Here is a 22,625-nt window from a genome sequence, read left to right as displayed (position 1 = left end):
CAGATATTCCTACCGGAGCTTGGGGAGTGCGTCACGTGCGGAATGGCTCAGCGTCCGGAGGTCCTGCGTGAACTGTTCGCGATGGTCCGCGGGAAGCGGGTCGAGGAAGAGCCGCTGGATGTTCTCGACGTGCACCCGCGCCGCCCGCACGGTCGTCTCCTCGCCCGTCTCGGTCAGCCGCACGAGTTGCACGCGGCGGTCTTCGGCGTCGGAGGCGCGCACGACCAGGCCGAGGATCGTCATCCGGTCGACCAGCCGGGTCGCGCCGCCGGTGGTCAATACCTGCTCCTGCGCGATCGCGCGCATGCTCATCCCGGACTCACCGGCCCTGCCGACGATCAGCAGGACTTCGAACATCAGGTGCGAGATCCCGCATTCGGCCTCCAGCGCGCGGCCGAGCAGGTATTCGAGCCGGTTCGCCGCGCCCATCATCCGCCCGAAAGCGACCACACGCGGGTCGTAGGCGGCTTCTTTCGCCGTGGTGATGCCCATTTCAGCTCCCTGCCGACAAGGCCAAATAGACGTCGAGCTGTTCGGTGAACTCGGTCAGATCGGCGCCGAGCAGTTCGCTCGCCCGCCCGATCCGGTACCGCAAGGTGTTGACGTGGACGTGCAGTTCCCGCGCGGCCCGCGTCGGCGAGCCGGAGCATTCGAGGAAGACGCGCAGGGTGTGCACCAGATCGGTGCCCTGCTCCGCGTCGTAGCTCAGAAGGGGGCCCAGCACCCGCCGCCGCAACGCCGCCCGGAGTTCGTCGGGCGCGCCCGCGAGCAGCAGCCGGTGCATGCCGATCTCGCCGCCGGGGACGACCTCGACCGTGCCCGGCCGTTCCGCCGCCGCGGCCAGCGCGTAGCGCGCGACCTCCTTCGCGCCCCGCAGCATCGAAACCGGGGAACGGTCGCTGATCCCGATCAGCACCCGGCGGCACGGCAGCAGCGATTCCACTGCGGTCAACGCGGCCGTCACGGTGGCGGGCCAGTCTTCCGGCCACTCGCCGTCGTCCTCGGCCAGCGCCCAGGTCGTCTCCCCGGCGGGTCCGACGAGGGCGCCCGGCGGCAGCAGTTCGGTCAGGATGCCGCGCGCCGCTTCGGATCCCTCGGTGCGGGCGACGACGACGCGCAGATCGCCGCGCAGTCCGGTCGCGGTCAGCGCCGCGTGCGGATCGCTTCCCTCGTCGAGTGCGGCCAGCAACGGTTCGAGCACCCTGTCGGTGACCGCGCGGACCTCGTCCGCCCTGGTCCGCGCGAGTCCGATCAGCCCGGCGAGTTCTTCGGCGATCTCCGCCTGCGCGGCGGTCAGCGCGCCACCGATCGCGAGCAGCCACGGCAGCGCCTGCCTGCCGCCGACCGGCCGGACGGAGACGTCTTCCGCCTCCAGGGCGCGACCGCCCGCGGCGACGAAGCGCCCCACCAGTTCGGCCGGCGCGACGGCGGGCACCACCCAGCAGGGGAGGCCGATCTCGGCGCGGGCCCGGTCCAGCAGCGAATCCACCGACGCGTTTTCGGTCGCGGCTGAAAGCAAACGTTTGCGAGCGCCTTCCCCGGCCGCGGCCAGCGCCAGCACGACGCGTTCGGTGACGACCGAGAACGACAGGTCCGTCGGCACTTCCAGCAACGGGATCCGGTGCCGTGTGCACGCTTCGACGAGGTCTTCGGGGATCCCGTCGGAATCCGCTCCGGAAGCCGCCAGCGCCACGGCCCCGGCCTTCGCCAGCGCGGCGACGAAGGCCTCGGAATCACCCGGCCCGCGCCACCACAGCAACCCGCTCAGGACGAGTTCGCCCGCCGACACGTACCGCCCGGGATCGGGCAGTTCGGTGACGAAGATCCGGGAGACCGGACGGTCGAGCAGTGCCGTCCCGGCGCGGACGCGCAAGCGCAACCCGGGAAGCGCGAGCAGAGTTTTCACGGTCGTCATCAGGTTTGTAGGAAAGCACAAAACGACAGGTGCGTGCAGGGGAGATTTCATGCTTCGGCACCGTTGCCGCCATACGGGCGCAGGGCGTCTACTGAGTCAACCGTCACAGAACGCCGCCGAACCGAGGAGCCCGAGAGTGGATTTCCTGCGCCCCAGCTCGCTGACCGAGGCGCTCGCCGTCAAGGCCGAGCGACCCGACGCGGTGCCCATCGCGGGTGGCACGGATGTCATGGTGGAGCTCAACTTCGACCACCGCCGTCCCGGCGCGCTGCTCGATCTCAACCGCGTCACCGAACTCGCCGAGTGGACCGAGGCCGACGGCGAGATCCGGCTCGGCGCGTCCGTGCCCTACGTCCGGGTGATCGCTGAGCTGGGTGAAGTTCTGCCCGCGTTGGCGATGGCGTCGCGCACCGTCGGGTCGCCGCAGATCCGCAACCGCGGCACCGTCGGAGGGAATCTGGGCGCCGCGTCGCCCGCCGGTGACACGCATCCCGTGCTGCTCGTGCTCGGCGCCGAGATCGAGGCCGCGTCGGTACGCGGGACGCGGAGGATCCCGGCCGAGGAGTTCTATCTCGGCGTCAAACGCCACGCCCTCGAACCCGACGAGCTGATCACCGCGGTGTACCTGCCCGCCGAGGTCGGCCCGCAGCAGTTCGCCAAGGTCGGGACGCGCAACGCGATGGTCATCGCGGTCTGCTCGTTCGCGGTCGCCCTGCACCTCGGCACCCGTGAGGTCCGCGCCGCCGTCGGCTCGGCCGCGCCGACCCCGCGCCGGGCGACCGCCGCCGAAGAACTCCTCTCCGCCGAACTTCCCTGGTCCACCAAGGCTTCGATCACGGATTCGGTCAAACGCCGGTTCGGTGAGCTGGTGTCGGAGGCGTCGTCGCCGATCGACGACGTCCGCGGCAGCGCCGACTACCGCAAACACGCGTTGTCCGTCCTGGCGCGGCGGACACTGACCTGGGCGTGGAACGACTTCCAGAAGGGTGAACGCGAGTGCGCGTGAACGTGACGATCAACGGCGAGTCCCGGCAGGCCGACGACGTCTGGGAGGGCGAAAGCCTGCTGTACGTGCTCCGCGAGCGGCTCGGCCTCCCGGGCTCCAAGAACGCCTGTGAACAGGGCGAATGCGGGTCCTGCACGGTGTACCTCGACGAAGTCCCGGTGTGTTCGTGCCTGGTCGCGGCCGGTCAGGTCGAGGGCCGCGAGGTCCGTACGGTCGAAGGGCTCGCCGACGGCGACAAGCTGGACAGGGTCCAGCAGTCCTTTGTGGACGCGGGCGCCGTCCAATGTGGCTTCTGCACGCCCGGCCTCGTGGTGGCCGCGCACGATCTGCTCAACCGGGTCGAGAACCCGGCCGACGAGGAGATCCGCGAGGCGCTGGCGGGGAACCTGTGCCGGTGTACCGGGTACGAGAAGATCCTCGACGCCGTCCGGCTGGCCGCGACCAGGGGAGAGACCTCGTGAAGACCGTCATCGAGAACGCCGCGATCGCGACCGTCGACGGCGAGGGCACCGAACACGCCTCGGGCCACGTCGTCATCGAGAACGACCGCATCGCGGCGGTCGGCGCGGGCAGGGCTCCCCAGGACGACTACGACGAACGCGTCGACGGCTCCGGATACCTCGTCACGCCCGGGCTGATCAACACCCATCACCACCTCTACCAGTGGGCCACGCGCGGCCTCGCCGCCGACCACACGCTCTTCGAATGGCTCGTCGCGCTGTACCCGATCTGGGGCAGGCTCGACGCCGAGATCACGCACGCGGCGGCCACCGCCGGGCTCACCCGGCTCGCGACCACCGGCTGCACCACCGTCGCCGACCACCACTACGTCTTCCCGCGCGACGGCGGCGACCAGGTCGAGGCCCTCGCCGCCGCGCGGATCCGCGTCGGCGTGCGGCTGCACGTCGTCCGCGGCTCGATGGACCGCGGCGAGTCCCAGGGCGGGCTGCCGCCGGACAACCTCGTCGAGGAGACCGAGGCCGCGCTGCTCGGTACCGAGGCCGCGATCGACCGGTTCCACGACGGCTCCGCGGGCGCGCATCTGCAGATCGCGGCCGGGCCGTGCTCACCGTTCTCGGTGAGCGAGCGGCTGATGACCGGCGCGGCGGAACTGGCGCGGCGCAAGGGAGTCCGTCTCCACACGCACCTCGCCGAGACGGTCGACGAGGAGAAGCAGTGCCTCGCCGAGGTCGGCTGCACCCCGGCCGAGTACGCCGACAAACTCGGCTGGCTGGCCGACGACGTCTGGCTCGCGCACTCGATCCACCTCGCCCCGGACGCGATCCGGCGGATGGGCGCCACCGGCACCGGCGCGGCGCACTGCCCGACGTCGAACGGGCGGATCGGCGCCGGGATCGCGCCGGTCCGGCAGCTGCTCGACGCCGGGGTGGCGGTCGGGCTGGGCGTCGACGGCGCCGCGTCCAACGAATCCGGCGGCCTCGGCGAAGAGCTGCACCAGTCGCTGTTGCAGGCGCGACAGCGTGGCGGACCGCGTGCGCTGACCACGCGCGAGGCACTGTGGATGGGCACGATGGGCGGCGCGCGCTGCTTGGGCCGGGAGAAGGACCTCGGCTCGATCGAGGCGGGCAAACTCGCCGACCTCGCGGTCTGGGACCTGAACGGGCTGAACTACGCGGGGATCACCGACCCGGTCGCCGCGCTGGTGCTCGGCGCCACCCCGCCGATCGCGCGGCTGTTCGTCGGCGGCGCGACCGTGGTGACCGGCGGGACGCTGCGCGAGGAATCCGAAGACGAGATCGCCCGCGAGCTGGCCGTGGCCGGTGCCCGGCTGAGGGAGACGCTATGACCTCCACCGAAGTCTCCAAGCAGACCGCGACCGCCACGGACAACGGCGTGGGCGCGAGCCCGCGCCGCCCGGACGGCACGGTCAAGGTGCGCGGCGAGTTCGCCTACTCCTCGGACCTGTGGCACGAGGACATGCTGTGGGGCGCGACGCTGCGCAGCCCGCATCCGTACGCGCGGATCACCGGCATCGACATCACCGACGCCCTTGCCGTGCAAGGGGTCTACGCGGTGCTGACCCACGAAGACGTTCCGGGCGTGAACAAGTACGGCTTGGAGCACACCGACCAGCCTGTGCTCGCCGTCGACGTCGTGCGCTACCAGGGCGAGCCCGTCGCGCTCGTCGCCGCGGACCACCCCGAGACGGCGCGCCGCGCGATGAAGCGGATCAAGGTCGCCTACGAGGTCCTCGAACCGGTGACGGATTCCGAGAAGGCCGCCGCCGGCGAGGGCGCCGAGCTGCACCCCGGCGGGAACGTCGTGAGATACGCGAAGATCCGGCACGGTGATCAGTCGGTCGAGGCCGACGTCGTGGTGTCCGGTGTCTACGAAGTCGGCATGCAGGACCAGGCCTTCCTCGGGCCCGAGTCGGGTATGGCGATCCCGGACACCGAAGGCGGTGTCGACCTTTACGTCGCCACGCAATGGCTTCACGTCGACCAGCAGCAGATCGTGGCCGCGCTGGGCCTGCCCAAGGACAAGGTACGGCTGACGCTCGGCGGGGTCGGCGGCGCGTTCGGCGGCCGCGAGGACCTTTCGATCCAGGTCCACGCGTGCTTGCTGGCGCTGCACACCGGCAAGCCGGTCAAGATGGTCTACAACCGCGAGGAATCGTTCTACGGCCACGTGCACCGCCACCCCGCGAAGATGTACTACGAGCACGGCGCGGACAAGGACGGCCGGCTCGTCTATGTGAAGGCGAAGCTGTACCTGGACGGCGGCGCGTACGCCTCGTCCACCGGCGCGGTGGTCGCGAACGCGGCCACGCTCGGCGTCGGACCGTACAATGTGGACAGTGCTTCGGTCGACTGCTGGGGCGTGTACACGAACAACCCGCCTTGTGGCGCGATGCGCGGCTTCGGCGCGGTGCAGGCGGGGTTCGCGTACGAGTCCCAAATGGACAAGCTCGCGGAAGCCTGCGGCATCGACCCGGTCGACATCCGGATCCTGAACGCGATGGAGGAAGGCAGTCTCATGCCGACCGGGCAGGTGGTCGACTCGGCCGCCCCGGTGGCCGAACTGCTGGAACGCCTGCGCGCCAAGCCCTTGCCTGTCGCACACGAAGAACTGGATCTGCGCCGGATGCCCGGTGGCGTCTCCAACACCACGCACGGCGAAGGTGTCGTCCGGGGGATCGGGTACGCGGTCGGCATCAAGAACATCTGCTTCTCCGAGGGCTTCGACGACTACTCGACGGCCCGTGTGCGGCTGCAGCTCGTCGGCGGCGAACCCGCGGCGACCGTGCACACCGCCGCTTGCGAGGTCGGACAGGGGCTCGTGACGATCATGCAGCAGATCGTGCGGACCGAACTCGGCATCGAGCAGGTGACGATCCTGCCGATGGACACCAACATCGGCAACGGCGGTTCGACGTCGGCCTCGCGGCAGAGTTACGTCACCGGCGGCGCGGTCCAGGCCGCGTGCGTCGCGGTGCGATCCGGCCTGCACAAGCACTTGGCGGGCAAACTCGCCGCGGACGGGAAGCTGAACGTCGTCGGCGGCAAGGTCGTCGGGGCCGACGGCAGTGTGCTCGCCGACCTCGCGGACGTGCTCGGGGACGAGGTCTTCGACGAGGTCGTCGAATGGCGTCACCGCCCGACGACACCCATCGATCCCGAGACAGGGCAAGGGAACGCGCACGTCCAGTACGGCTTCGCGGCGCACCGCGCGGTCGTGGACGTCGACACCGAACTCGGGCTGATCAAGGTCGTCGCGCTCGACTGCGCGCAGGACGTCGGCAAGGCGCTCAACCCGCAGGCGGTGCTCGGCCAGATCCAGGGCGGCTCCGCGCAGGGCCTCGGACTCGCGGTGATGGAGGAGATCCAGACCGTCGACGGGAAGATCCGCAACCCGTCGTTCACCGACTACCTGATCCCGACCGTGCTGGACATGCCGCCGATGGACATCGACGTCCTGGAGCGGCCCGATCCGAACGCGCCGTATGGTCTGCGCGGGGTCGGCGAACCGCCGACGATCTCCTCCACCCCGGCGATCGTCGCGGCCATCCGCGCGGCCACCGGGCTGGCGCTGCCCCGCGTCCCGGTGCGCCCCGAACACCTCACCGGCACCTGAGAAACCCGTACTTTTTCGAACTAGGAGCACATCCGTGGGTACCCGTCTGTCCATTTCGGAGTCCGACGAGCAGAAATGGCTCGCCGAAGCCGTCCAGCTGGCCACCACGAACGTCGAACGCGGCGGCGGCCCGTTCGGCGCGATGATCGTCCGGGACGGTTCGGTGCTGGCCACCGGGACCAACCAGGTGACGCCGACGCTGGACCCGACGGCGCACGCCGAGGTGGTCGCGATCCGCGCGGCCTGCCAGGCGATCGGCGACTACAAACTCGACGGCTGCGTCCTCGTGACCTCCTGCGAGCCTTGCCCGCTCTGCCTTTCCGCCGCGCTCTGGGCGCGTGTCGGCAAGGTCGTCTACGCCGCGGACCGCCACGACGCGGCCGAGGCGGGCTTCGACGACCGCGAGTTCTACGACCTCTTTTCCCGCCCGCGCGAGACCTGGTCACTACCCGTCGGCCAACTGTCCCTTCCGGACTCTTTCGCGCCTTTCCAGGCCTGGCTGTCGAAACCCGACAAGAAGGCTTACTGAGTTTCTTCCCGCCCCACAACGTTGTGGAGTAGGCATGACCCAATTAGGTACAGAGCGTCCCCATCTGCCCTCGTCCGAGCCGAGGCGGCTGTCCGGGCTCGACCGCTGGTTCAAGATCTCCCACCGCGGCAGCACGGTCGGCCGCGAGGTGCGCGGCGGGATCACCACCTTCGTCGCGATGTGCTACATCGTGCTGCTCAACCCGCTCATCCTCGGCGCGTCGGCGGACATCACCGGCGCGCGGCTGAGCACCGAGGCGATCACCACCGCGACCGCGCTGGCGGCGGGCGTCACCACGATCCTGATGGGATTCGTGGGCAACGCGCCGCTGGCACTCGCGGCGGGCCTCGGCGTCAACGGCGTCGTCGCTTTCCAGATGGCGCCGACCATGACGTGGGCGCAGGCCTTCGGGCTCGTCGTCCTCGAAGGCGTCTGCATCGTGTTCATGGCGGTTTCCGGGATCCGGGAACGGATCATCAACGCGATCCCGATGCCGCTCAAGGTCGCGATCACCGTCGGCATCGGGCTCTACATCGCGCTGGTCGGCCTGGTCAGCGCCGGATTCGTCACGCGGACACCCGACTCCGCGCAGTCGACCGTGCCGGTGCGGATGGGGATCGCCGGCCATCTCGAAGGCTGGCCGATCGCGATCTTCTGCCTCGGGCTGCTGCTGATGATCGTGCTCGTGAGCCGCGGCGTTCCGGGCGCGGTGCTGATCAGCATCGCCGTCGCGACCGGGCTCGCGGTGCTGGTCAACAGCGTGTTCGAGGTCGACGGCTGGGGACTGGTCGAACCCAAGGTGCCCGACCAGGTCGTGGCCCATCCCGATTTCAGTCTGCTGGGGGACATCGACCTGTTCGGCGGCTTCGCGTCGGCGGGGGCGGTGACCGCGGCGGTCTTCCTGTTCACGCTGGTGCTTTCCGGGTTCTTCGACGCGATGGGCACGATCACCTCGGTCTCCGAGGAAGCCGGGCTGGTCAAGGACGGCAAGGTCGAAGGCATGGGCCGGATCCTGCTGGTCGACGGCGCGGGCGCGCTCGCGGGCGGGGTCACCGGATCGGCGCCGAACACGGTCTTCCTGGAGTCTGCGGCGGGCGTCGGTGAAGGCGCGCGGACCGGCCTGGCGAGCATCGTCACCGGCGGGTTGTTCACCGCGACCCTGTTCCTGACCCCGATCGCGGCGGTCGTCCCGGCGCAGGCCGCGGCGCCCGCGCTGGTGGTCATCGGCGGGATGATGATGGCCCAGTGCGCGCGGATCCCCTGGCGGGACCTGGACTTCGCGATCCCGGTGTTCCTGACCATCGCGCTGATCCCGTTCACCTACTCGATCACCAACGGCATCGGCGCCGGGCTGGTCGCCTACGTGCTGATCAAGATCTGCAAGGGCAAGGTCCGCGAGATCGGCTGGATCCTCGGGATCCTGGCCGCGGTGTTCGGGGTGTACTTCGGGATCGAAGGGATCATGTCGTGGTTCTGATGTTCCTCAACGGCGGCGGGATGCGCGGCGGCCCGCTGCACGAACAGTTGCAGGGCGCGCCGTTGTGCTGCGTGGCCCGATCCGCGCCGAAGTACCACTACTTCTCGGTGGGGGACCGGTTCCCAGCGATGTACGAAGGCGGATCGAGCTCCGTCGTCGGGGAGGTCTACGACCTGCCGCTTTCGGTGTTGCGTGACCATCTCGTCCCCGCGGAGCCACCGGAACTGGAACTGGGCGTCATCGAACTGGAGGACGGCGCGTCCTGCCTCGCAACCGTGCTGCGTTCGTCCTTTGTGGACTCCGACGAGCTGACGGACATCTCCGAGGTCGGCGACTGGCGGGCCTACCTGGCGTCCCGCTAGCGGTCCGTGAAGGCCTCCTTCCTACTCTCAGGGTAGGGAAGGAGGCCTTCACGGAACCGGTCAGAGCACGAAGACGAGGTCGCTCGCCGCCGCGTGGAACATCTCGGGCGTGCCCGCGTAGAAGGCCCGCCAGACACCGGGCTTGCGGTGTTCGGCCAATGCCGCGTAGGCCCAGGTGGTGCCGTTCCAGGTGGCGTCCACCGTCGCCGCCGTGGTCCACCGGTAGGTGCTGAGCGAGAAGTACTGGAGCTCGACCGGGATCGGGTTCGCGGTGTACTGGCCGGGGAAGTCGATCGTGCCGGAGCCGGTCACGGCCTTGGCCGCACCGCGGCCCGCCGCGAACGAGGTGATCTTCGCCGGGTGGAGCACGACGATCTTCGGGGTGTCGGCCTGCGAGTTCGCGACCGCCGCGTCGGTGGAGAAGAAGTCGGCGTGGTAGTTGCCGGTGCGGATCGGGGTGAGCGTCGCGCTGTAGGCGCCAGCGGCATCGGTGACTGGCTTGGCCTGAGGCTCGCCGCAGAAGCCGTTGAAACAGAAGGAAATACCCACCTCGGCGCCCGCGATCGGGGTGGCGTCGGCCTTCTTGAGCTTCCCGGAGATCGTGACGGTCTTCCCGGCGTCGATCTTCGTGCTGCTGGTGGTCGTGGTGAGGGTGGACGGCTGGACCTCGGCGGCGGTCGCGGGTACCGCGACGGCGGTCAGCAGGGCGGCGGCCGCGATGGTGCCGATCACGAGCTTCCTGATGATCATGTGCTCCCCAAACGGAATTCGGCGTTGACGACCGCTAGGTCGATCGGAAGCCGTTGTGCGTTGCGGAGAAACCCCGGAGTTCAGCAACCGGCCGTCGGTGCTTCACGCATCAAGGGAGCAGCGTGCGCGCCAACGCGACCGACGAGACCCCCGCGACCTCGAGCGCTTCGGTGTTACGCAGCGATCGGCTCAACACGAACGCCCCTTCGAGACTGTTCACCAACGCGATCGTGAGCTGGCGCGCCGCCACGGGTTCGAGGCCGTACTTGCCCAGCTTCTCGGTGCCTGTCTCGATCCACGCGGTGAAGACGTCGGCCGTCGCGATCCGCAGCTTTTCGTTGGTGCTCGCGACCTCCAGCGCGACCGTCGCGATGGGGCACGCGTCGGCGTAGTCCGTCGCCTGGAGTGTCTCGGCAGCGCTCGCGAAGCACGCTTCGATACCGTGGATCAGGTCCGGCTCTTCGGCGAAGAAGATCTCGAACAGCGCGAGGTACATCATCCCGGAGGTGCGGATGACCTCCTCGCCGAGCTGCTCCTTGCCGCCGGGGAAGAAGTGGTAGAGCGAGCCGAACGGCGCTTTCGCGGCCTCGACGATCTGCTTCACCCCGGTGCCGGTGTACCCGTTGCGCCTCAGCAGCTCGGCGCCGGCGTTCACGATGCGTTCCCGCGTTCCTGTCACGCTCCCATGATAGAGCGTTCTATCAAGTGCCGTTCTCACCCTGAAACGTGAAAGATGCTCACTTCTATTGTGGACGGAGGTGGGAACTTGTCAGGATCGGCCGGTAGTCCAACGACGGATCACGAGGTCGCCATGCGCCGTACCGCCCGACTTGTCCTCGCCACGCTGCTGGCTGTCGTCTCCCTGGCGAGTTTGGGGACACCGGCGAGCGCCGCGGAGAGCCCCGCTTTCCGCAAGTACGTCGCCCTCGGCGACTCGTACACCGCGGGCCCGCTGATCCCGTGGCAGCAGGCGAGCTGGTGCTTCCGGTCGAACAACAACTATCCGGCCTGGCTGGCCACCAAGCTCGGGCTCTACTACAAGCCGGGCGCGTTCACCGACGTCAGCTGCTCGTCGGCGGACACCACGAACATGACCAGCCCGCAGACTGTGCCTTCGCCGAGCCTCGCCCTCGGTTCGGTGCCCGCGCAGTTCGACGCGCTGACCCTGGACACCGACCTGGTGACCATCGGCATCGGCGGCAACGACTACAGCGTCTTCGGCAGCCTGATCGGTACCTGCCCCGAGCTGCGCGACGACGACCCGACCGGCTCGCCGTGCAAGGACCACTTCACGATCAACGGCAAGGACACCCTGCTCGCGGCGCTCGCGAACACCCAGCGCAACCTCGAACGCGCCGTCAAGGGCGTCCGTGAGCGTTCGCCGGCCGCCACCATCGTGCTGGTCGGCTACCCGAGGATCGTGCCGTCGAAGGGCTACTGTCCCAGCGTGGTCCCGTTCGCCGACGGCGACTACGCCTGGGCCGACGAGGTCGAACGCGCGCTCAACAAGGCCGTCTCCACCGCCGCCCGGAAGCAGGGCGCCCGCTACGTCGACACCTACGGGCCGAGCCGAGGCCACGACGCCTGCTCCGGTGACGCGGCGTGGGTCAGCGGCAAGGACACCAATCTCTTCCGCGCGGTCGCGTACCACCCGTACGCGGCGGGAATGAAGGCCGAAGCCGACTTGGTCTTCAAGGCGCTGGGCGGCACCACCGCGGCGTCCGCGAAGGCGCCGGACGCGCGGAACGCGACCACCGCGGACGAACTCCAGCGGAAGGCCGCCGCGGCGGGACTTGTGCCGCGGACCTAGCCGTCCCTCAATCCTTGGTTCACCTTCCGGCGCTACCTGCGGTCGATGTTCGCGCGGTGTGCCCGGTCCTAGCGTCGGGAGCCGTTGGGAAACCAAGGAAAGAAGGGGGCAGCAGATGAAGCGGCTATTGACCGCCGGGGTGATCCCGGTGGTCGTGGGCGGGTTGCTCGCCGGGGCCTTGCCGGCTTCGGCGAGCACGCTGAACACGACGAACATCCCGGACCGCTACACCGGCCAGACACTCGATTGGCATCCCTGCGCGGCGGAGGAGCTGATCACGTTGCCGCCGGGCACCGACATCGGCGGCCTCGAATGCGCGACCTACCGCACGCCCCGCGACTGGGACCGCGCGGCGGAGCGGCAGGATCTGACCATCGCGGTCAGCAGGCTGAAGTCGACCGGGCCGTCGACGGCGTCGGTGCTCACCAACCCGGGCGGGCCGGGTGGCGCCGGTCGCTGGTTCCCGGTCACCTTCCGAGGGCAGGAGAAGCTGCGTCAACACCAGGACGTCATCGGCATCGACGTCCGAGGGACCGGCAAGAGCACCAACGTCACCTGCCGTGGCAGCGCCGACCTCATCCGCCAGCTGGACCCGCGTGACCGCGATCCGCGCAACCTGAACCAGATCCTGGCCAACGCGGAACACGTGGCCAAGTCCTGTCAGGCCGCCAGTGGTGAACTCGGGCCGCTGATCACCACCTACCAGACGATCAAGGACTTCGACCTGCTCCGGGTGCTGCTCGGCCGGGAGAAGATCAACTGGGTCGGCTACTCGGGCGGCACCTGGCTGGGCGCGCACTACGCGCAGCAGTTCCCCCAGCGGACAGGGCGGTTCGTGCTGGACTCCTCGACGGAGTTCACCACGACGTGGCAGAACTCGTTCAACCGGCAGGCGGTCGGGTTCGAACGACGCTGGCGGCAGGACTTCCTGCCGTGGATGGCGCGCTACGACGCCAAGTACCACTTCGGCACCAGCGGCGAAGAGGTCCGGCAGGCCTACGAGCGGCTCCGGTACACCTTGTCGCGTCATCCGCTCAACGGCAACGGGCCGATGGAGCTCGAGTACGCGATGGTCTACATGCTCTACAAGAAGGAATCCTTCCCGGCGCTGGCCGACCTGCTGGTCAAGGTCCGGGCGGGGCTGGAGAACGGGGCGAAGGCCGACGCTCTCGCCGCGGTCAAGGACGCGGGGGACTTCCCGGACGCGCAGGACGCCACGTTCTGGAACACCCTCTGCGGGGAAGGGCGGTTCACCGGGACCCGCGAGTCGCTGATCCGCGACTCGCAGCGGAACCTCGACCGCGGACTGCTCATGGCGGGCGGCGGCGTGCTGAACGCCTCGGTCTGCCTGTTCTGGGACAAGCAACCGCGTCCGCTGCCGAAGCTGGACGGCAAGGGGGTCCCGCCGGTGCTGATCGTCCAGTCCGAGCACGACCCGGCGACGCCGATCGAGGGAGCCAGGAAGGCGCACGCCGGGTTCGCGAACTCGCGGATGCTGACGGTCACCGGTGAAGGCGACCACGGGCTCTACGCGACCGGCAACGCCGCCGTGGACAAGGTCGTGGACGCCTACCTGGTCGACGGGGCCGTCCCCGCCGACCAGAGCGTTCCCGGGATGCCGCTGCCGGTTCCTTAGAAAGCGGCGAGGGTGTGCCAAGCCATGCCTGCGTCCTCCGCGTCATCGCGCAGGACCACGCCCTCGATCAGGCCGTACGGCCGGTCGGCGGCGTAGAAGACCTCGTTGTCGTTCTTCAAGCCGAACGGCGAAAGGTCCACCAGAAAATGGTGCTTGTTCGGCAGTGAGAGCCGGACTTCGGCGACCTCTCCGCGTTCCTCGAGCACGGCCTCTCCCATCGCGTACAGCGTTTGCTGCAGGGAGAGGCTGTGCTTGTCCGCGAAGGTCTCCAGCAGGATCCGCCGGACCTCGGCGTGGCTCGCGGTCCAGTCGATGCCGTCACCTTGGTAACGCCAGCGAGCGGTCACGGCGGTCGCGAGGATCCGGTCGTTCGTCTCGGCCAGTGTCGTGTACTCGTCACGCGGGAAGCCGTGGAACTCCGAACCGGTCGACTTGAGCACGACGAGATCGTCCAAACCGGACACCACCCAGGCCTGACCGTCCTGAACGGTCACCGCGGTCGTGCGCTTTTCGCTGCCCGCCTGGGAGAACGCGTGGTCATGCCCGGAGATGCGGTTCCAGCCGTGCTCGTCGATCAGGACCCGGGCGCCGGAGATGTGCTCGAACGAGTCGACGAAGTGCCGTCCGAGGCGGAGCGCGAAGTCCTCGATCTCGCCGACCGGGGCCTCCTTGGCGAAGGCGTAGACGGTGTTCTTCTGCGTGTCGGTCGCGACGACGTCGGCGTTGTCACCGGTGAGGTGCGTGGCCGCGAGGTCGCCGCGCAGCGACGTCGAAACGGTGAGGTCCTTGAGATGGTGGACGGTGCCTTCGCGCCGCACGGTGACGAGCCGGACTTCGGCCTTGCCGTACTGGTTGGGGCCCAGGGTGATGGCCACGGGCGATCAGCTCCCTCGATAGGTGGAATAGGCGAACGGGCTCAGCAGCAACGGCACGTGGTGGTGCTCGGTCCCGTCGGCGATGCGGAAGGTCAAGGTGACTTCGGGGAAGAAGGAGTCCGGGCCGAGGTGGGCGCCGGTGTCGAAGACCAGCCGGTACACCCCGGGGTCCAGGGTTTCCGGGCCCAGGTCGCGGATCCGGCCGTCGGTGTCGGTCCGGCCGTCGGCGATCGGTTCGCCCGCGCCGGTTTCGAGGCGGACCCCGACGCCGGGGGCGGGGCGTCCCGCGGCGGTGTCGAGGATGTGCGTGGTCACCAGGCTCATGACGTCACCGCCTTTTCCAGCCGCAGCGCGGCGATCTTGGCCAGCTCTTGACCGGCCACTTCGAGTTCCTTCTCCGGATCGTTCGAGAGCCTCGAACGGAGGTTTTCCAGCAGTTCGGGGCCGCTCCGGCCGCTCGCGCAGACCAGGAACACGTGCCCGAACGTCGCTTCGTACTCGGCGTTGGCCGCCGCGAACTCACGCGCGGCGGAACCGTCCACACCGGACTGTTCCGAGCGCGACCAACCGGCTTCGGTGCTCTCGCCGCCCGATTTCTCCCCGATCCGGGGATGGGCGGCCATCGCCTGCCGGATCTCGTCGGGGCGCAGCGGGGTCAGCGACTCGGACGCGGCGAGCAGGGCGGCCAGGTCGGCGTAAGGGCGCCTGGCCAGCAGGGTTTCCACCCAGCGCGGGACGTCGAGACAGGCTGTCAGCACCGGCCGGACGTCCTGAGCGGGTGCCTGGTCGAACTCTCGAATGGTGAGCGGCACGGGAACCGACGGTACGGCGACGGATCCGCCTCCGTCAACATTTTGTTGAATTCACCCTTCAGTCTTGGTCGCGGTTGAGGTAGTTGTAGACCGTGAACCTCGTGACCCCCAGTGCTTCGGCGACGGTCGACACCGATTTGCGGAGGCCGAACGCGCCGCGTTCCTTGAGCAGCCGCACCGCGCGCTGCTTGGCGGCGCGGTCGAGGGTGTCGAGCTTGCCGCCCAGTTCGCGTTCGACGTCGCCGATGAGCCGGGCGAGCGCGCTGTGCAGTTCGACGGCCGGCTCGCCCGCGTCGTCGCCGACCTGCCGGAGTTGGAGGGTCACGCGGGTCGCGCCTCCGTTCAGCGCCGCCCTGGCGATGGCGGGGAGCGCGTCGAGCAGGGTGTCGGCGTCGCCGCGGACGAGGGTGCCGAGCGGGCCGAAGTCGGCCGAGAGGCCCGCTTCTTCCGCCGTGTCGCGTGCTTTGACGGCATGCTCGGGTGGCGGGCCTTCGCCGTGGAACGGTTCGCTGGTGAACTCGGCTTCTAACTGCACTCAGCGAAGGTAGCGCCGCCGAGGTTCATTGACGAGCAGGGTGGCCGGAGTTAATGTCGGAGTGCGAAACCTCGATTCCACTCAGTGGAAATTGGGAGTATCAATGGACTTGGTGATCAAGGCCGCCCGAGCTGTGACGGCCGCCGGAGAAGTACCCGCGACCATCGGCATCGAGGATGGCCGCATCGTCGCGGTGGAGCCCGCCGGAGCAGCACTGGACGGCGATCGGGTGCTCGAACTCGGCGAGGACGTCGTCCTGCTGCCGGGTCTCGTGGACACCCACGTGCACGTCAACGATCCGGGGCGCAGCGAATGGGAGGGCTTCGCTTCGGCGACCCGCGCGGCCGCGGCGGGCGGGGTCACCACGATCGTGGACATGCCGCTGAACAGCCTGCCGCCGACGGTCGACGTCGCGGCGCTGGAGGTGAAGCGCAAGACCGCCGAGGGGCGCGTGCACGTCGACGTCGGATTCTGGGGCGGTGCCATCCCGGGCAATCTGGCGGATCTGCGGGGGCTGCACGAGGCCGGGGTGTTCGGCTTCAAGTCGTTCCTGCTGCACTCCGGTGTCGACGAGTTCCCGCCGCTGGACGCGCGCGGGCTCGAAGAGGCGATGACCGAACTGCGGACCTTCGACGGCATGATCATCGTGCACGCGGAGGACTCCGACGCGATCGATCACGCGCCCGATCCGCACGGCGAGAAGTACGAGGACTTCCTGCACTCGCGGCCGCGTGGCGCGGAGAACGTGGCGATCGCGCAGGTCATCGAACTCGCCAGGAAGACCGGCGTGCGCGCGCACATCCTGCATCTGTCCTCTTCGGACGCGCTGCCGATGGTCGAGAGCGCGCGGCGCGACGGCGTCCGGCTGACCGCCGAGACCTGTCCGCACTACCTGAGTTTCACCGCGGAGGAGATCGGCGACGGGGCGACGCAGTTCAAGTGCTGCCCGCCGATCCGTGAGGCCGGGAACCGCGAACTGCTGTGGCAGGGCCTCGCGGACGGCGTCATCGACTGCGTCGTGACCGACCATTCGCCGTGCACGCCGGAGCTGAAACGCTTCGACAGCGGCGATTTCGGGCTCGCGTGGGGCGGGATCGCCGGACTGCAACTCGGTCTGCCCGCGGTCTGGACGCAGGCGCGGCAGCGCGGGTTCGCGCTCACCGACGTCGTCCGCTGGATGGCCGAACATCCGGCCGCGCAGGCGGGGATGCGCCGCAAGGGCCACCTCGCGCCGGGCTATGACGCCGACTTCAGCGTGTTCGCGCCCGACGATGCGTTCGTCGTCGACGTCGCGAAATTGAAGCACCGCAACCCGGTCAGCGCCTACCACGGACGTCCGCTCGCCGGTGTCGTGCGTAGCACGTGGTTGCGCGGCAAGGAGATCACCGGTGACGACCCGGCAGGCGTCCTGCTGACCCGGGGTGACTGCTGAGATGGAGGAGACCGTGAACGACCGTCCTGAGTGGACAAACCTGCCCGATCTGGCCTCGCGCAAGTTCGGCGGGACCGTGATGTGGGCGACGGACGAGTTGTTCGCCGAGAAGGAGAACCTGGTCAATCCCTGGACGCCCGCGCATCGGGCGGAGACCTTCGGTCCCAAGGGGCAGGTCTACGACGGCTGGGAGACCCGGCGGCACCGTGAGCCCGGAGACGACCAGGCCGTCGTCCGGCTCGGCGTGGCGGGCGCGATCACCGGCGTCGTCGTGGACACCGCGTTCTTCAAGGGGAACTACCCGCCGTTCGTCTCGGTCGAGGCGTGCGCCGTCGAGGGCTATCCGAGCGCGGCCGAAGTATCCGAAGCCGACTGGGATGTGCTGGTCAAACGCGGCGCGGCCTCGGGTCACACGGAGAACTTCTTCGAGGTCGGCGGGAGCAAGCGCTACACGCACGTCCGGCTGACCATGCACCCGGACGGCGGCGTCGCCCGGCTGCGGGTGCACGGGACGCCGATCCCGGATCCGCGCCTGCTCGACCTCGGCGCGCTGGACCTCGCTGCGCTGGAGAACGGCGCGGTCGTCACCGGATGCAGCGACATGTTCTATTCCTCGCCCAACAACCTCTTCTCGCCCGGGCTCGCCGCGCACCAGGCCGAGGGCTGGGAGACGTCCCGCCGCCGTGACGACGGGAACGACTGGGTCACCGTCCGGCTCGCCGGCGCGGGTGTCGTCCGGTTCGCCGAGCTGGACAACAGCAACCTGAAGGGCAACGCGCCCGGCTGGGCGGCGTTGAGCGGGCGGGACGGCGACGGCGAATGGGTCGAGCTGCTGCCGAAGACCCGCCTGCAGCCGGATACGCGGCACCGGTTCGCGCTCGCTTCGGGACCTGAGGTGACCGAAGTCCGTCTCGACATCTATCCCGACGGCGGCATGGCGCGCCTACGCCTCTTCGGTGCCCTGACCGACCGAGGTCGTGAGGACCTCGCTTCGCGCTTCGAGGCCTCTCGCCCCTGACGCGATTCGTCCTCTAGTTGCGGTGGTTCGCACTGCCAACTACCGCAACTAGAGGACGAAACGCGGGGGATCAGGGGCGGGCGCCGGGCCGGTTCAGGTACGCGGAGAGCAGCGAGAGGACGGTTCCGACCGAGAAGATCGCGGTGAGCCACCAAGCGCCGCCGATGGACAGGTTCCATACCAGGGCACCGACCATGAGCAATGCCATGACGATGTTCCTGAGCTGCAGCGGAGTCGGTTTGGCCATACCGCACCCTCTCACGCGGCCGGATTTTTTCGAGCGGCGGGCAACCCCGTGGATGTGACATGCGTAAGCAATGTGTCAACTTGTCACCCACGGCTGGGGAGATCGAAGTGCAAGCTGAAACCCGGAGAATCCCGCGGCGGGGCCTCGCGCTCGTTGCCGCGTGCCTGGCCGGGAGCGCCGTGTTCGCCGCTCCCGCGCAAGCGACGTCACCCGAAACGGTGGCGCGATCGCAGAACAAGCCGGTCGAGATCCTCTCCGAGCGTACGGAGAACTCGGCCACCTTCGCCAATCCCGACGGCTCCCGCACCACCCAGGTGCACGGCGGCCCGGTCCACGTCCGGCGCGGCGGCGACTGGGTCCCGGTCGACCTGACGCTGGTGAAGAGCGCCGACGGCCTCGTCCGGCCGAAGGCACATCCACGTGACCTCGTGCTGACGGGCGCGAACGGCAAGAGCGGGGATCTCGCCACCGTGCAGAGCCGGGACGGGAAGGTCGCCCTGCAGTACCCGGGCGCGCTGCCCGAACCGGTGCTCACCGGTGAGGTCGCCACCTATCCGGAGGTCCAGCCCGGCGTCGACCTGCAGGTCAAGGCCACGCGGACCGGGTTCGAGCAGTTCTTCGTCGTCAAGCGCCGTCCCGATCGCGCGCTGACGTTCGCCCTCCCGCTGCGGGCCACCGGGCTCACGCCGCGCACCGACGCGGACGGGAACACGGCGCTCGTCACGGCGTCCGGCGACGTGGTGGGCAGCGTGCCCGCCGCCGAGATGTGGGACTCGCGGATCGACCAGCGCAGCGGCGACCCGGCCGCGAAGGTGAAGGTCGGCAAAGTCGTGTCGGCCAAGGAGCGGGGGACCCTCGGCCTGAACGTGACGCCGGACGCGGGCTACTTCGCCGACCCGGCGCGCGCCTATCCGGTCATCGTCGACCCCGGCGTTTCGGTGTGGACGAACTTCGACACCTTCACGCAGTCGAACATCGCCACCACCGACCAGTCGGGTGCCACCGAACTCCGCATCGGCACCTACGACGGCGGGGCCACGAAGGCCCGGTCGTATCTCCACTTCGACGTGTCGCGGTTCCGGGGCGCGGAGATCGAATCGGCCACTTTGGCCCTGTGGGGCAACCACTCCTACTCGTGCTCGCCGCGCAACTGGGAGATCTGGGACACCGCGCTGGTGGGCACCGGTACCCGCTGGGCGAACCAGCCGGCTCCCAACACCCGCTGGGCGACGACGAACGCGACCCGCGGCTACAGCGCGGCTTGTGCGGCCGATTGGGTCCGGACGCCGATCGGGAACCTGATCGGCGCCTGGGCGGGCGCCGGGGTCACGACCGGTTCGATGCTGCTGAAGGCGGAGAACGAGGCGGATTCGTCCGGCTGGAAGAAGTTCTCGTCCAGTGAAGGCGGCAAGTCGCCGTACCTCGAGGTGACGTACCGGAACCAGCGGCCGAATCCCGCCGCCGGGCACGACATCTCGGATCGCGTCGACTCCGGCGGCGTCACCTACACGAAGTCACTGACGCCGACGCTGCGCTTCACGCCGACGGACCCCGACGGCGGCAACGTCACCGCTGTCTTCTATGTCTACGAAGGCGAAACGATGATCGGGGACTTCTGGCAGTGGGACGTCCCGTCCGGCACCACGGCGACGTGGACGGCGCCGCCGGGACTGTTGCAGGAGGGCCACAACTACCGGTTCCGGGCGACCACCTTCGACCCGGGCGGGGAGTTCGGCGACGACGCCTGGGTCTCGCTGCAAGCGGTGTCGAGCGGCCTCTACGCCGACGTCGCCGCGTGCGGCTGGAACAACGGGACCAAAGTCCAGCAGTGGCCGTCGAACGGCGCGGACTGCCAGAAGTTCTTCCCGTGGGGCACCGGCGACGGCTACTACCAGTTCCGCGCCAAGCATTCCGGGCAGGTGCTGGACAACACCGGCTGCAGTACGGCGAGCGGGAACCCGGTGACCACCTACGACCGCGTCGCGGGCGCGTGCCAGAAGTGGACGATCGAACCGCAGGGCGTCGGCACCGGGGTGTACCGGTACGCCGTCCAGAACGCGGGCAAACTGCTGGACCAGGGCTGCACCGCGGGCCAGGGGGCGCCGCTGTTCATCTGGGACCGCGTCCCGGGACGCGGCTGCCAGAACTGGCGGATGCCGGTGTCGCCGGCGAACGGTGTCACCGTCGGATGGCTGCCGTTCACGGTGAACACGGCGGCGGAATAGCGGTCAGGGAGCGGACTGGCGGCGGGAACTGATCACGCCGGTGTTGAAACCGGCGAGGTGGAGCCCACCGGCGAACCGGGCGTGCTCGATCTTGACGCAGCGGTTCATCACCACGTCCAGTCCGGCTTCCTTGGCCTGATCGGCGACGGGTTCGTGCCACAGGCCCAATTGCAGCCAGAGCGTGCGCGCTCCGGCCCTGACGACCTCCTCGGCGACGCCGGGGAGGTCGTCGTGCTTGCGGAACACGCTGACCAGGTCGACCTCGCCCGGCACGTCGGCCAGCGACGGGTACACCGGCCGCCCGAGGAGTTCGTCCAGCCGTGGGTTCACGAAGTTGACCTGGTACTCGCTGGAGGAGAGCAGGTACGTCGCGACGAAGTAGCTCGGCCTCGCCGGATTGTTCGAGGCGCCGACGATGGTCACGGACTTCGTCCGCGAGAGGAGGCGGCGGCGTTCGACCGCGCCGACGTCGTAGCTCATCCCGCCACCGCCTTGCCGAGTGCCTGGTCGAGATCCCACAGGATGTCGTCGACGTCTTCCAGGCCGATCGACAGGCGGATCAGGTCCGCGCCGACGCCCGCCGCACGCAGCTGGTCCTCGGAAAGCTGCTGGTGCGTGGTGGACGCCGGGTGGATGACCAGCGTCCGCGCGTCCCCGACATTCGCCAGATGCGACAGCAGTTCGACGGAGTTCACGAACGTTTCCCCGGCCGCTCGGCCGCCGTCGACGCCGAAGGAGAACACGGCACCGGGCCCGGCGGGCAGGTACTTCCGCGCCCGGTCGTGATGCGGGTGATCCGGCAGGCCCGCGTAGTTCACCCAGGCCACGCGCGGATCCGCGGCGAGGTACTCCGCGACGGCCCGCGCGTTGGCGATGTGGGCGTCCATCCGCTGTGGCAGGGTCTCGACCCCTTGCAGCAGAAGGAAGGCCGAGTGCGGGGAGAGGACGGCGCCGATATCGCGCAACTGCTCGGCGCGCAGCCGGGTGCAGAAGGCGTACTCGCCGAAGTTCTCCCAGTACTTCAGGCCGCCGTAGCTCTCGACGGCCTCGGTCATCCTCGGGAACTTCCCGTTGCCCCAGTCGAACTTCCCGGATTCGACGACCACCCCGCCGAGCGTGGTGCCGTGCCCGCCGAGGAACTTCGTCGCGGAATGCAGCACGATGTCCGCGCCGTGCTCGATCGGACGGCACAGGTACGGCGTCGCGAGGGTGGCGTCGACGACCAGCGGGATGTCTTGTGAATGCGCGAGTTCGGCCAGCCCGGCGAGGTCGGCGATCGCGCCGCCGGGATTGCCGATGACCTCGGTGAAGATCAGCTTCGTCCGGTCGGTGACGGCGGCCGCGTAGTCCTCGATGCGGTCTCCGCTGACGAAGGTGGTCTCGATGCCGAAGCGCCGCAGCGTGCCGGTGAGCTGGGTGACCGTCCCGCCGTAGAGCCCGCCCGCCGAGACGATGTGGTCCCCGGCCTCGGCCAGCGCGGAGAAGGTGAGGAACTCGGCTGCCTGGCCACTGCTCGTGGCGACACCGCCGATCGCGCCTTCGAGGCTGGCCAGGCGTTCCTCGAAGGCCGCGACCGTCGGATTGCCGATGCGGCTGTAGACGTTGCCGTACTTCTGCAGCGCGAACAGGTTCGCCGCGTCGGCCGCGTCCTCGAAGACGAAGCTCGTGGTCTGGTAGATGGGCACGGCGCGGGCGCCGGTCGCCGGGTCGGGCGTCCCGCCCGCGTGCAGGGCGCGGGTGCGGAAGCCCCAGGTGCGTTCACTCATCGCGCCCGACGCTACCTCGCGTCCCACCCCGTGACCATCGTTCCCAGCACGTGACCCGCTGGTCGGGGGTTTTTTTCTTTTTTTTGTTTTTTTTTCCTTGCCCCCCCCACCCCCCAAGAAAAAACAGAGGGTTTC

General features: G+C 69.2%; 23 protein-coding genes. 12 read left to right on the top strand and 11 right to left on the bottom strand.

Features of this window, described 5'->3' with window-relative positions:
• Positions 1-9: 9 nt before the first annotated feature.
• Complete coding sequence (locus ACZ5IK_RS10070; RefSeq protein WP_465487400.1) at positions 10-492, bottom strand: MarR family winged helix-turn-helix transcriptional regulator; 483 nt, start codon at positions 490-492, stop codon at positions 10-12.
• Between the two features lies 1 nt (position 493).
• Positions 494-1,915 (bottom strand): PucR family transcriptional regulator, encoded by a 1,422-nt coding sequence (locus ACZ5IK_RS10065; protein WP_465487399.1) that lies wholly within the window; start codon positions 1,913-1,915, stop codon positions 494-496.
• Positions 1,916-2,051: 136 nt separating this feature from the next.
• Between ACZ5IK_RS10065 and ACZ5IK_RS10060 the strand changes: the two genes are divergently transcribed.
• The 7 genes from ACZ5IK_RS10060 to ACZ5IK_RS10030 are packed head-to-tail and all read left to right on the top strand — an operon-like array spanning position 2,052 to position 9,384.
• Entirely contained in the window at positions 2,052-2,921 is an 870-nt protein-coding gene (locus tag ACZ5IK_RS10060; RefSeq protein WP_465487398.1) for an FAD binding domain-containing protein, read from the top strand.
• The gene (locus ACZ5IK_RS10055) at positions 2,912-3,382 is read left to right on the top strand and encodes a (2Fe-2S)-binding protein (RefSeq protein ID WP_465487397.1); all 471 of its coding nucleotides are present in this window, start codon (positions 2,912-2,914) and stop codon (positions 3,380-3,382) included. The genes ACZ5IK_RS10060 and ACZ5IK_RS10055 overlap by 10 nt, the downstream gene beginning before the upstream one ends.
• Positions 3,379-4,728, top strand: coding sequence for an 8-oxoguanine deaminase (locus tag ACZ5IK_RS10050; RefSeq protein ID WP_465487396.1), 1,350 nt, complete (start codon positions 3,379-3,381; stop codon positions 4,726-4,728). The genes ACZ5IK_RS10055 and ACZ5IK_RS10050 overlap by 4 nt, the downstream gene beginning before the upstream one ends.
• Positions 4,725-7,016 (top strand): xanthine dehydrogenase subunit D, encoded by a 2,292-nt coding sequence (gene pucD, locus ACZ5IK_RS10045; protein ID WP_465487395.1) that lies wholly within the window; start codon positions 4,725-4,727, stop codon positions 7,014-7,016. Before ACZ5IK_RS10050 ends, pucD begins: the two co-directional genes overlap by 4 nt.
• A gap of 34 nt (positions 7,017-7,050) precedes the next feature.
• Positions 7,051-7,545, top strand: a complete 495-nt coding sequence (locus ACZ5IK_RS10040) for a nucleoside deaminase (protein ID WP_020630619.1) — start codon at positions 7,051-7,053, stop codon at positions 7,543-7,545.
• 34 nt (positions 7,546-7,579) lie between these two features.
• Complete coding sequence (locus tag ACZ5IK_RS10035) at positions 7,580-9,022, top strand: NCS2 family permease (protein WP_465487394.1); 1,443 nt, start codon at positions 7,580-7,582, stop codon at positions 9,020-9,022.
• Positions 9,013-9,384, top strand: coding sequence for an allophanate hydrolase-related protein (locus ACZ5IK_RS10030; protein ID WP_465487393.1), 372 nt, complete (start codon positions 9,013-9,015; stop codon positions 9,382-9,384). Before ACZ5IK_RS10035 ends, ACZ5IK_RS10030 begins: the two co-directional genes overlap by 10 nt.
• Positions 9,385-9,444: 60 nt before the next feature.
• Here the strand turns inward: ACZ5IK_RS10030 and ACZ5IK_RS10025 are convergent, their stop codons facing one another.
• Positions 9,445-10,134: a hypothetical protein gene (locus ACZ5IK_RS10025; protein WP_465487392.1), complete on the bottom strand. Its 690-nt coding sequence runs from the start codon at positions 10,132-10,134 to the stop codon at positions 9,445-9,447.
• Positions 10,135-10,243: 109 nt separating this feature from the next.
• Complete coding sequence (locus ACZ5IK_RS10020; RefSeq protein WP_465487391.1) at positions 10,244-10,813, bottom strand: TetR/AcrR family transcriptional regulator; 570 nt, start codon at positions 10,811-10,813, stop codon at positions 10,244-10,246.
• 132 nt (positions 10,814-10,945) lie between these two features.
• On the opposite strand from ACZ5IK_RS10020, the gene ACZ5IK_RS10015 reads away from it, so the two are divergent.
• Both ACZ5IK_RS10015 and ACZ5IK_RS10010 read left to right on the top strand, forming a co-directional pair.
• Complete coding sequence (locus ACZ5IK_RS10015; protein ID WP_465487390.1) at positions 10,946-11,944, top strand: SGNH/GDSL hydrolase family protein; 999 nt, start codon at positions 10,946-10,948, stop codon at positions 11,942-11,944.
• Between the two features lie 115 nt (positions 11,945-12,059).
• A complete protein-coding gene (locus tag ACZ5IK_RS10010; RefSeq protein WP_465487389.1) occupies positions 12,060-13,580 on the top strand; it encodes an alpha/beta hydrolase in 1,521 nt (506 codons plus the stop codon).
• On the opposite strand, the gene pucL is transcribed toward ACZ5IK_RS10010, so the two are convergent.
• The 4 genes from pucL to ACZ5IK_RS09990 are packed head-to-tail and all read right to left on the bottom strand — an operon-like array spanning position 13,577 to position 15,802.
• Positions 13,577-14,455 carry a factor-independent urate hydroxylase gene (gene pucL / locus ACZ5IK_RS10005; RefSeq protein WP_465487388.1) on the bottom strand — a complete coding sequence of 293 codons (879 nt, stop codon included), beginning with the start codon at positions 14,453-14,455 and terminating at the stop codon, positions 13,577-13,579. The genes ACZ5IK_RS10010 and pucL overlap by 4 nt on opposite strands.
• A gap of 6 nt (positions 14,456-14,461) precedes the next feature.
• Entirely contained in the window at positions 14,462-14,779 is a 318-nt protein-coding gene (uraH, locus tag ACZ5IK_RS10000) for a hydroxyisourate hydrolase (RefSeq protein WP_465487387.1), read from the bottom strand.
• Entirely contained in the window at positions 14,776-15,267 is a 492-nt protein-coding gene (uraD, locus tag ACZ5IK_RS09995) for a 2-oxo-4-hydroxy-4-carboxy-5-ureidoimidazoline decarboxylase (RefSeq protein ID WP_465487386.1), read from the bottom strand. Before uraD ends, uraH begins: the two co-directional genes overlap by 4 nt.
• Positions 15,268-15,325: 58 nt before the next feature.
• Complete coding sequence (locus ACZ5IK_RS09990; protein ID WP_465487385.1) at positions 15,326-15,802, bottom strand: helix-turn-helix domain-containing protein; 477 nt, start codon at positions 15,800-15,802, stop codon at positions 15,326-15,328.
• A gap of 103 nt (positions 15,803-15,905) precedes the next feature.
• On the opposite strand from ACZ5IK_RS09990, the gene allB reads away from it, so the two are divergent.
• Together allB and alc are read left to right on the top strand one after the other, a co-directional pair.
• Positions 15,906-17,234, top strand: a complete 1,329-nt coding sequence (gene allB / locus ACZ5IK_RS09985; protein WP_465487384.1) for an allantoinase AllB — start codon at positions 15,906-15,908, stop codon at positions 17,232-17,234.
• A gap of 1 nt (position 17,235) precedes the next feature.
• Positions 17,236-18,252, top strand: a complete 1,017-nt coding sequence (alc, locus tag ACZ5IK_RS09980; protein WP_465487383.1) for an allantoicase — start codon at positions 17,236-17,238, stop codon at positions 18,250-18,252.
• A 70-nt stretch (positions 18,253-18,322) separates the two neighbouring features.
• Here the strand turns inward: alc and ACZ5IK_RS09975 are convergent, their stop codons facing one another.
• Positions 18,323-18,499, bottom strand: coding sequence for a hypothetical protein (locus ACZ5IK_RS09975; protein WP_465487382.1), 177 nt, complete (start codon positions 18,497-18,499; stop codon positions 18,323-18,325).
• Between the two features lie 107 nt (positions 18,500-18,606).
• On the opposite strand from ACZ5IK_RS09975, the gene ACZ5IK_RS09970 reads away from it, so the two are divergent.
• Positions 18,607-20,724: a DNRLRE domain-containing protein gene (locus ACZ5IK_RS09970; protein ID WP_465487381.1), complete on the top strand. Its 2,118-nt coding sequence runs from the start codon at positions 18,607-18,609 to the stop codon at positions 20,722-20,724.
• 3 nt (positions 20,725-20,727) lie between these two features.
• On the opposite strand, the gene ACZ5IK_RS09965 is transcribed toward ACZ5IK_RS09970, so the two are convergent.
• Together ACZ5IK_RS09965 and ACZ5IK_RS09960 are read right to left on the bottom strand one after the other, a co-directional pair.
• Complete coding sequence (locus ACZ5IK_RS09965) at positions 20,728-21,204, bottom strand: CoA-binding protein (RefSeq protein WP_101609665.1); 477 nt, start codon at positions 21,202-21,204, stop codon at positions 20,728-20,730.
• Positions 21,201-22,490, bottom strand: a complete 1,290-nt coding sequence (locus tag ACZ5IK_RS09960; RefSeq protein WP_465487380.1) for an O-acetylhomoserine aminocarboxypropyltransferase/cysteine synthase family protein — start codon at positions 22,488-22,490, stop codon at positions 21,201-21,203. The genes ACZ5IK_RS09965 and ACZ5IK_RS09960 overlap by 4 nt, the downstream gene beginning before the upstream one ends.
• Positions 22,491-22,625: the final 135 nt, after the last annotated feature.

The sequence above is a fragment of the Amycolatopsis sp. NPDC031561 genome, assembly GCF_055580625.1.
Note: the sequence above shows the minus strand (reverse complement) of the source record. Positions and strands in the feature narration are given on the sequence as shown.

What these genes read in the sequence shown, in the direction of transcription:
- ACZ5IK_RS10070 (WP_465487400.1), bottom strand. Translation starts at nt 492, where the DNA reads ATGGGCATCACCACGGCGAAAGAAGCCGCCTACGACCCGCGTGTGGTC.
- ACZ5IK_RS10065 (WP_465487399.1), bottom strand. Translation starts at nt 1,915, where the DNA reads ATGACGACCGTGAAAACTCTGCTCGCGCTTCCCGGGTTGCGCTTGCGC.
- pucD (WP_465487395.1), top strand. Translation starts at nt 4,725, where the DNA reads ATGACCTCCACCGAAGTCTCCAAGCAGACCGCGACCGCCACGGACAAC.
- ACZ5IK_RS10035 (WP_465487394.1), top strand. Translation starts at nt 7,580, where the DNA reads ATGACCCAATTAGGTACAGAGCGTCCCCATCTGCCCTCGTCCGAGCCG.
- ACZ5IK_RS10025 (WP_465487392.1), bottom strand. Translation starts at nt 10,134, where the DNA reads ATGATCATCAGGAAGCTCGTGATCGGCACCATCGCGGCCGCCGCCCTG.
- ACZ5IK_RS10015 (WP_465487390.1), top strand. Translation starts at nt 10,946, where the DNA reads ATGCGCCGTACCGCCCGACTTGTCCTCGCCACGCTGCTGGCTGTCGTC.
- ACZ5IK_RS10010 (WP_465487389.1), top strand. Translation starts at nt 12,060, where the DNA reads ATGAAGCGGCTATTGACCGCCGGGGTGATCCCGGTGGTCGTGGGCGGG.
- uraH (WP_465487387.1), bottom strand. Translation starts at nt 14,779, where the DNA reads ATGAGCCTGGTGACCACGCACATCCTCGACACCGCCGCGGGACGCCCC.
- allB (WP_465487384.1), top strand. Translation starts at nt 15,906, where the DNA reads ATGGACTTGGTGATCAAGGCCGCCCGAGCTGTGACGGCCGCCGGAGAA.
- alc (WP_465487383.1), top strand. Translation starts at nt 17,236, where the DNA reads ATGGAGGAGACCGTGAACGACCGTCCTGAGTGGACAAACCTGCCCGAT.
- ACZ5IK_RS09975 (WP_465487382.1), bottom strand. Translation starts at nt 18,499, where the DNA reads ATGGCCAAACCGACTCCGCTGCAGCTCAGGAACATCGTCATGGCATTG.
- ACZ5IK_RS09965 (WP_101609665.1), bottom strand. Translation starts at nt 21,204, where the DNA reads ATGAGCTACGACGTCGGCGCGGTCGAACGCCGCCGCCTCCTCTCGCGG.
- ACZ5IK_RS09960 (WP_465487380.1), bottom strand. Translation starts at nt 22,490, where the DNA reads ATGAGTGAACGCACCTGGGGCTTCCGCACCCGCGCCCTGCACGCGGGC.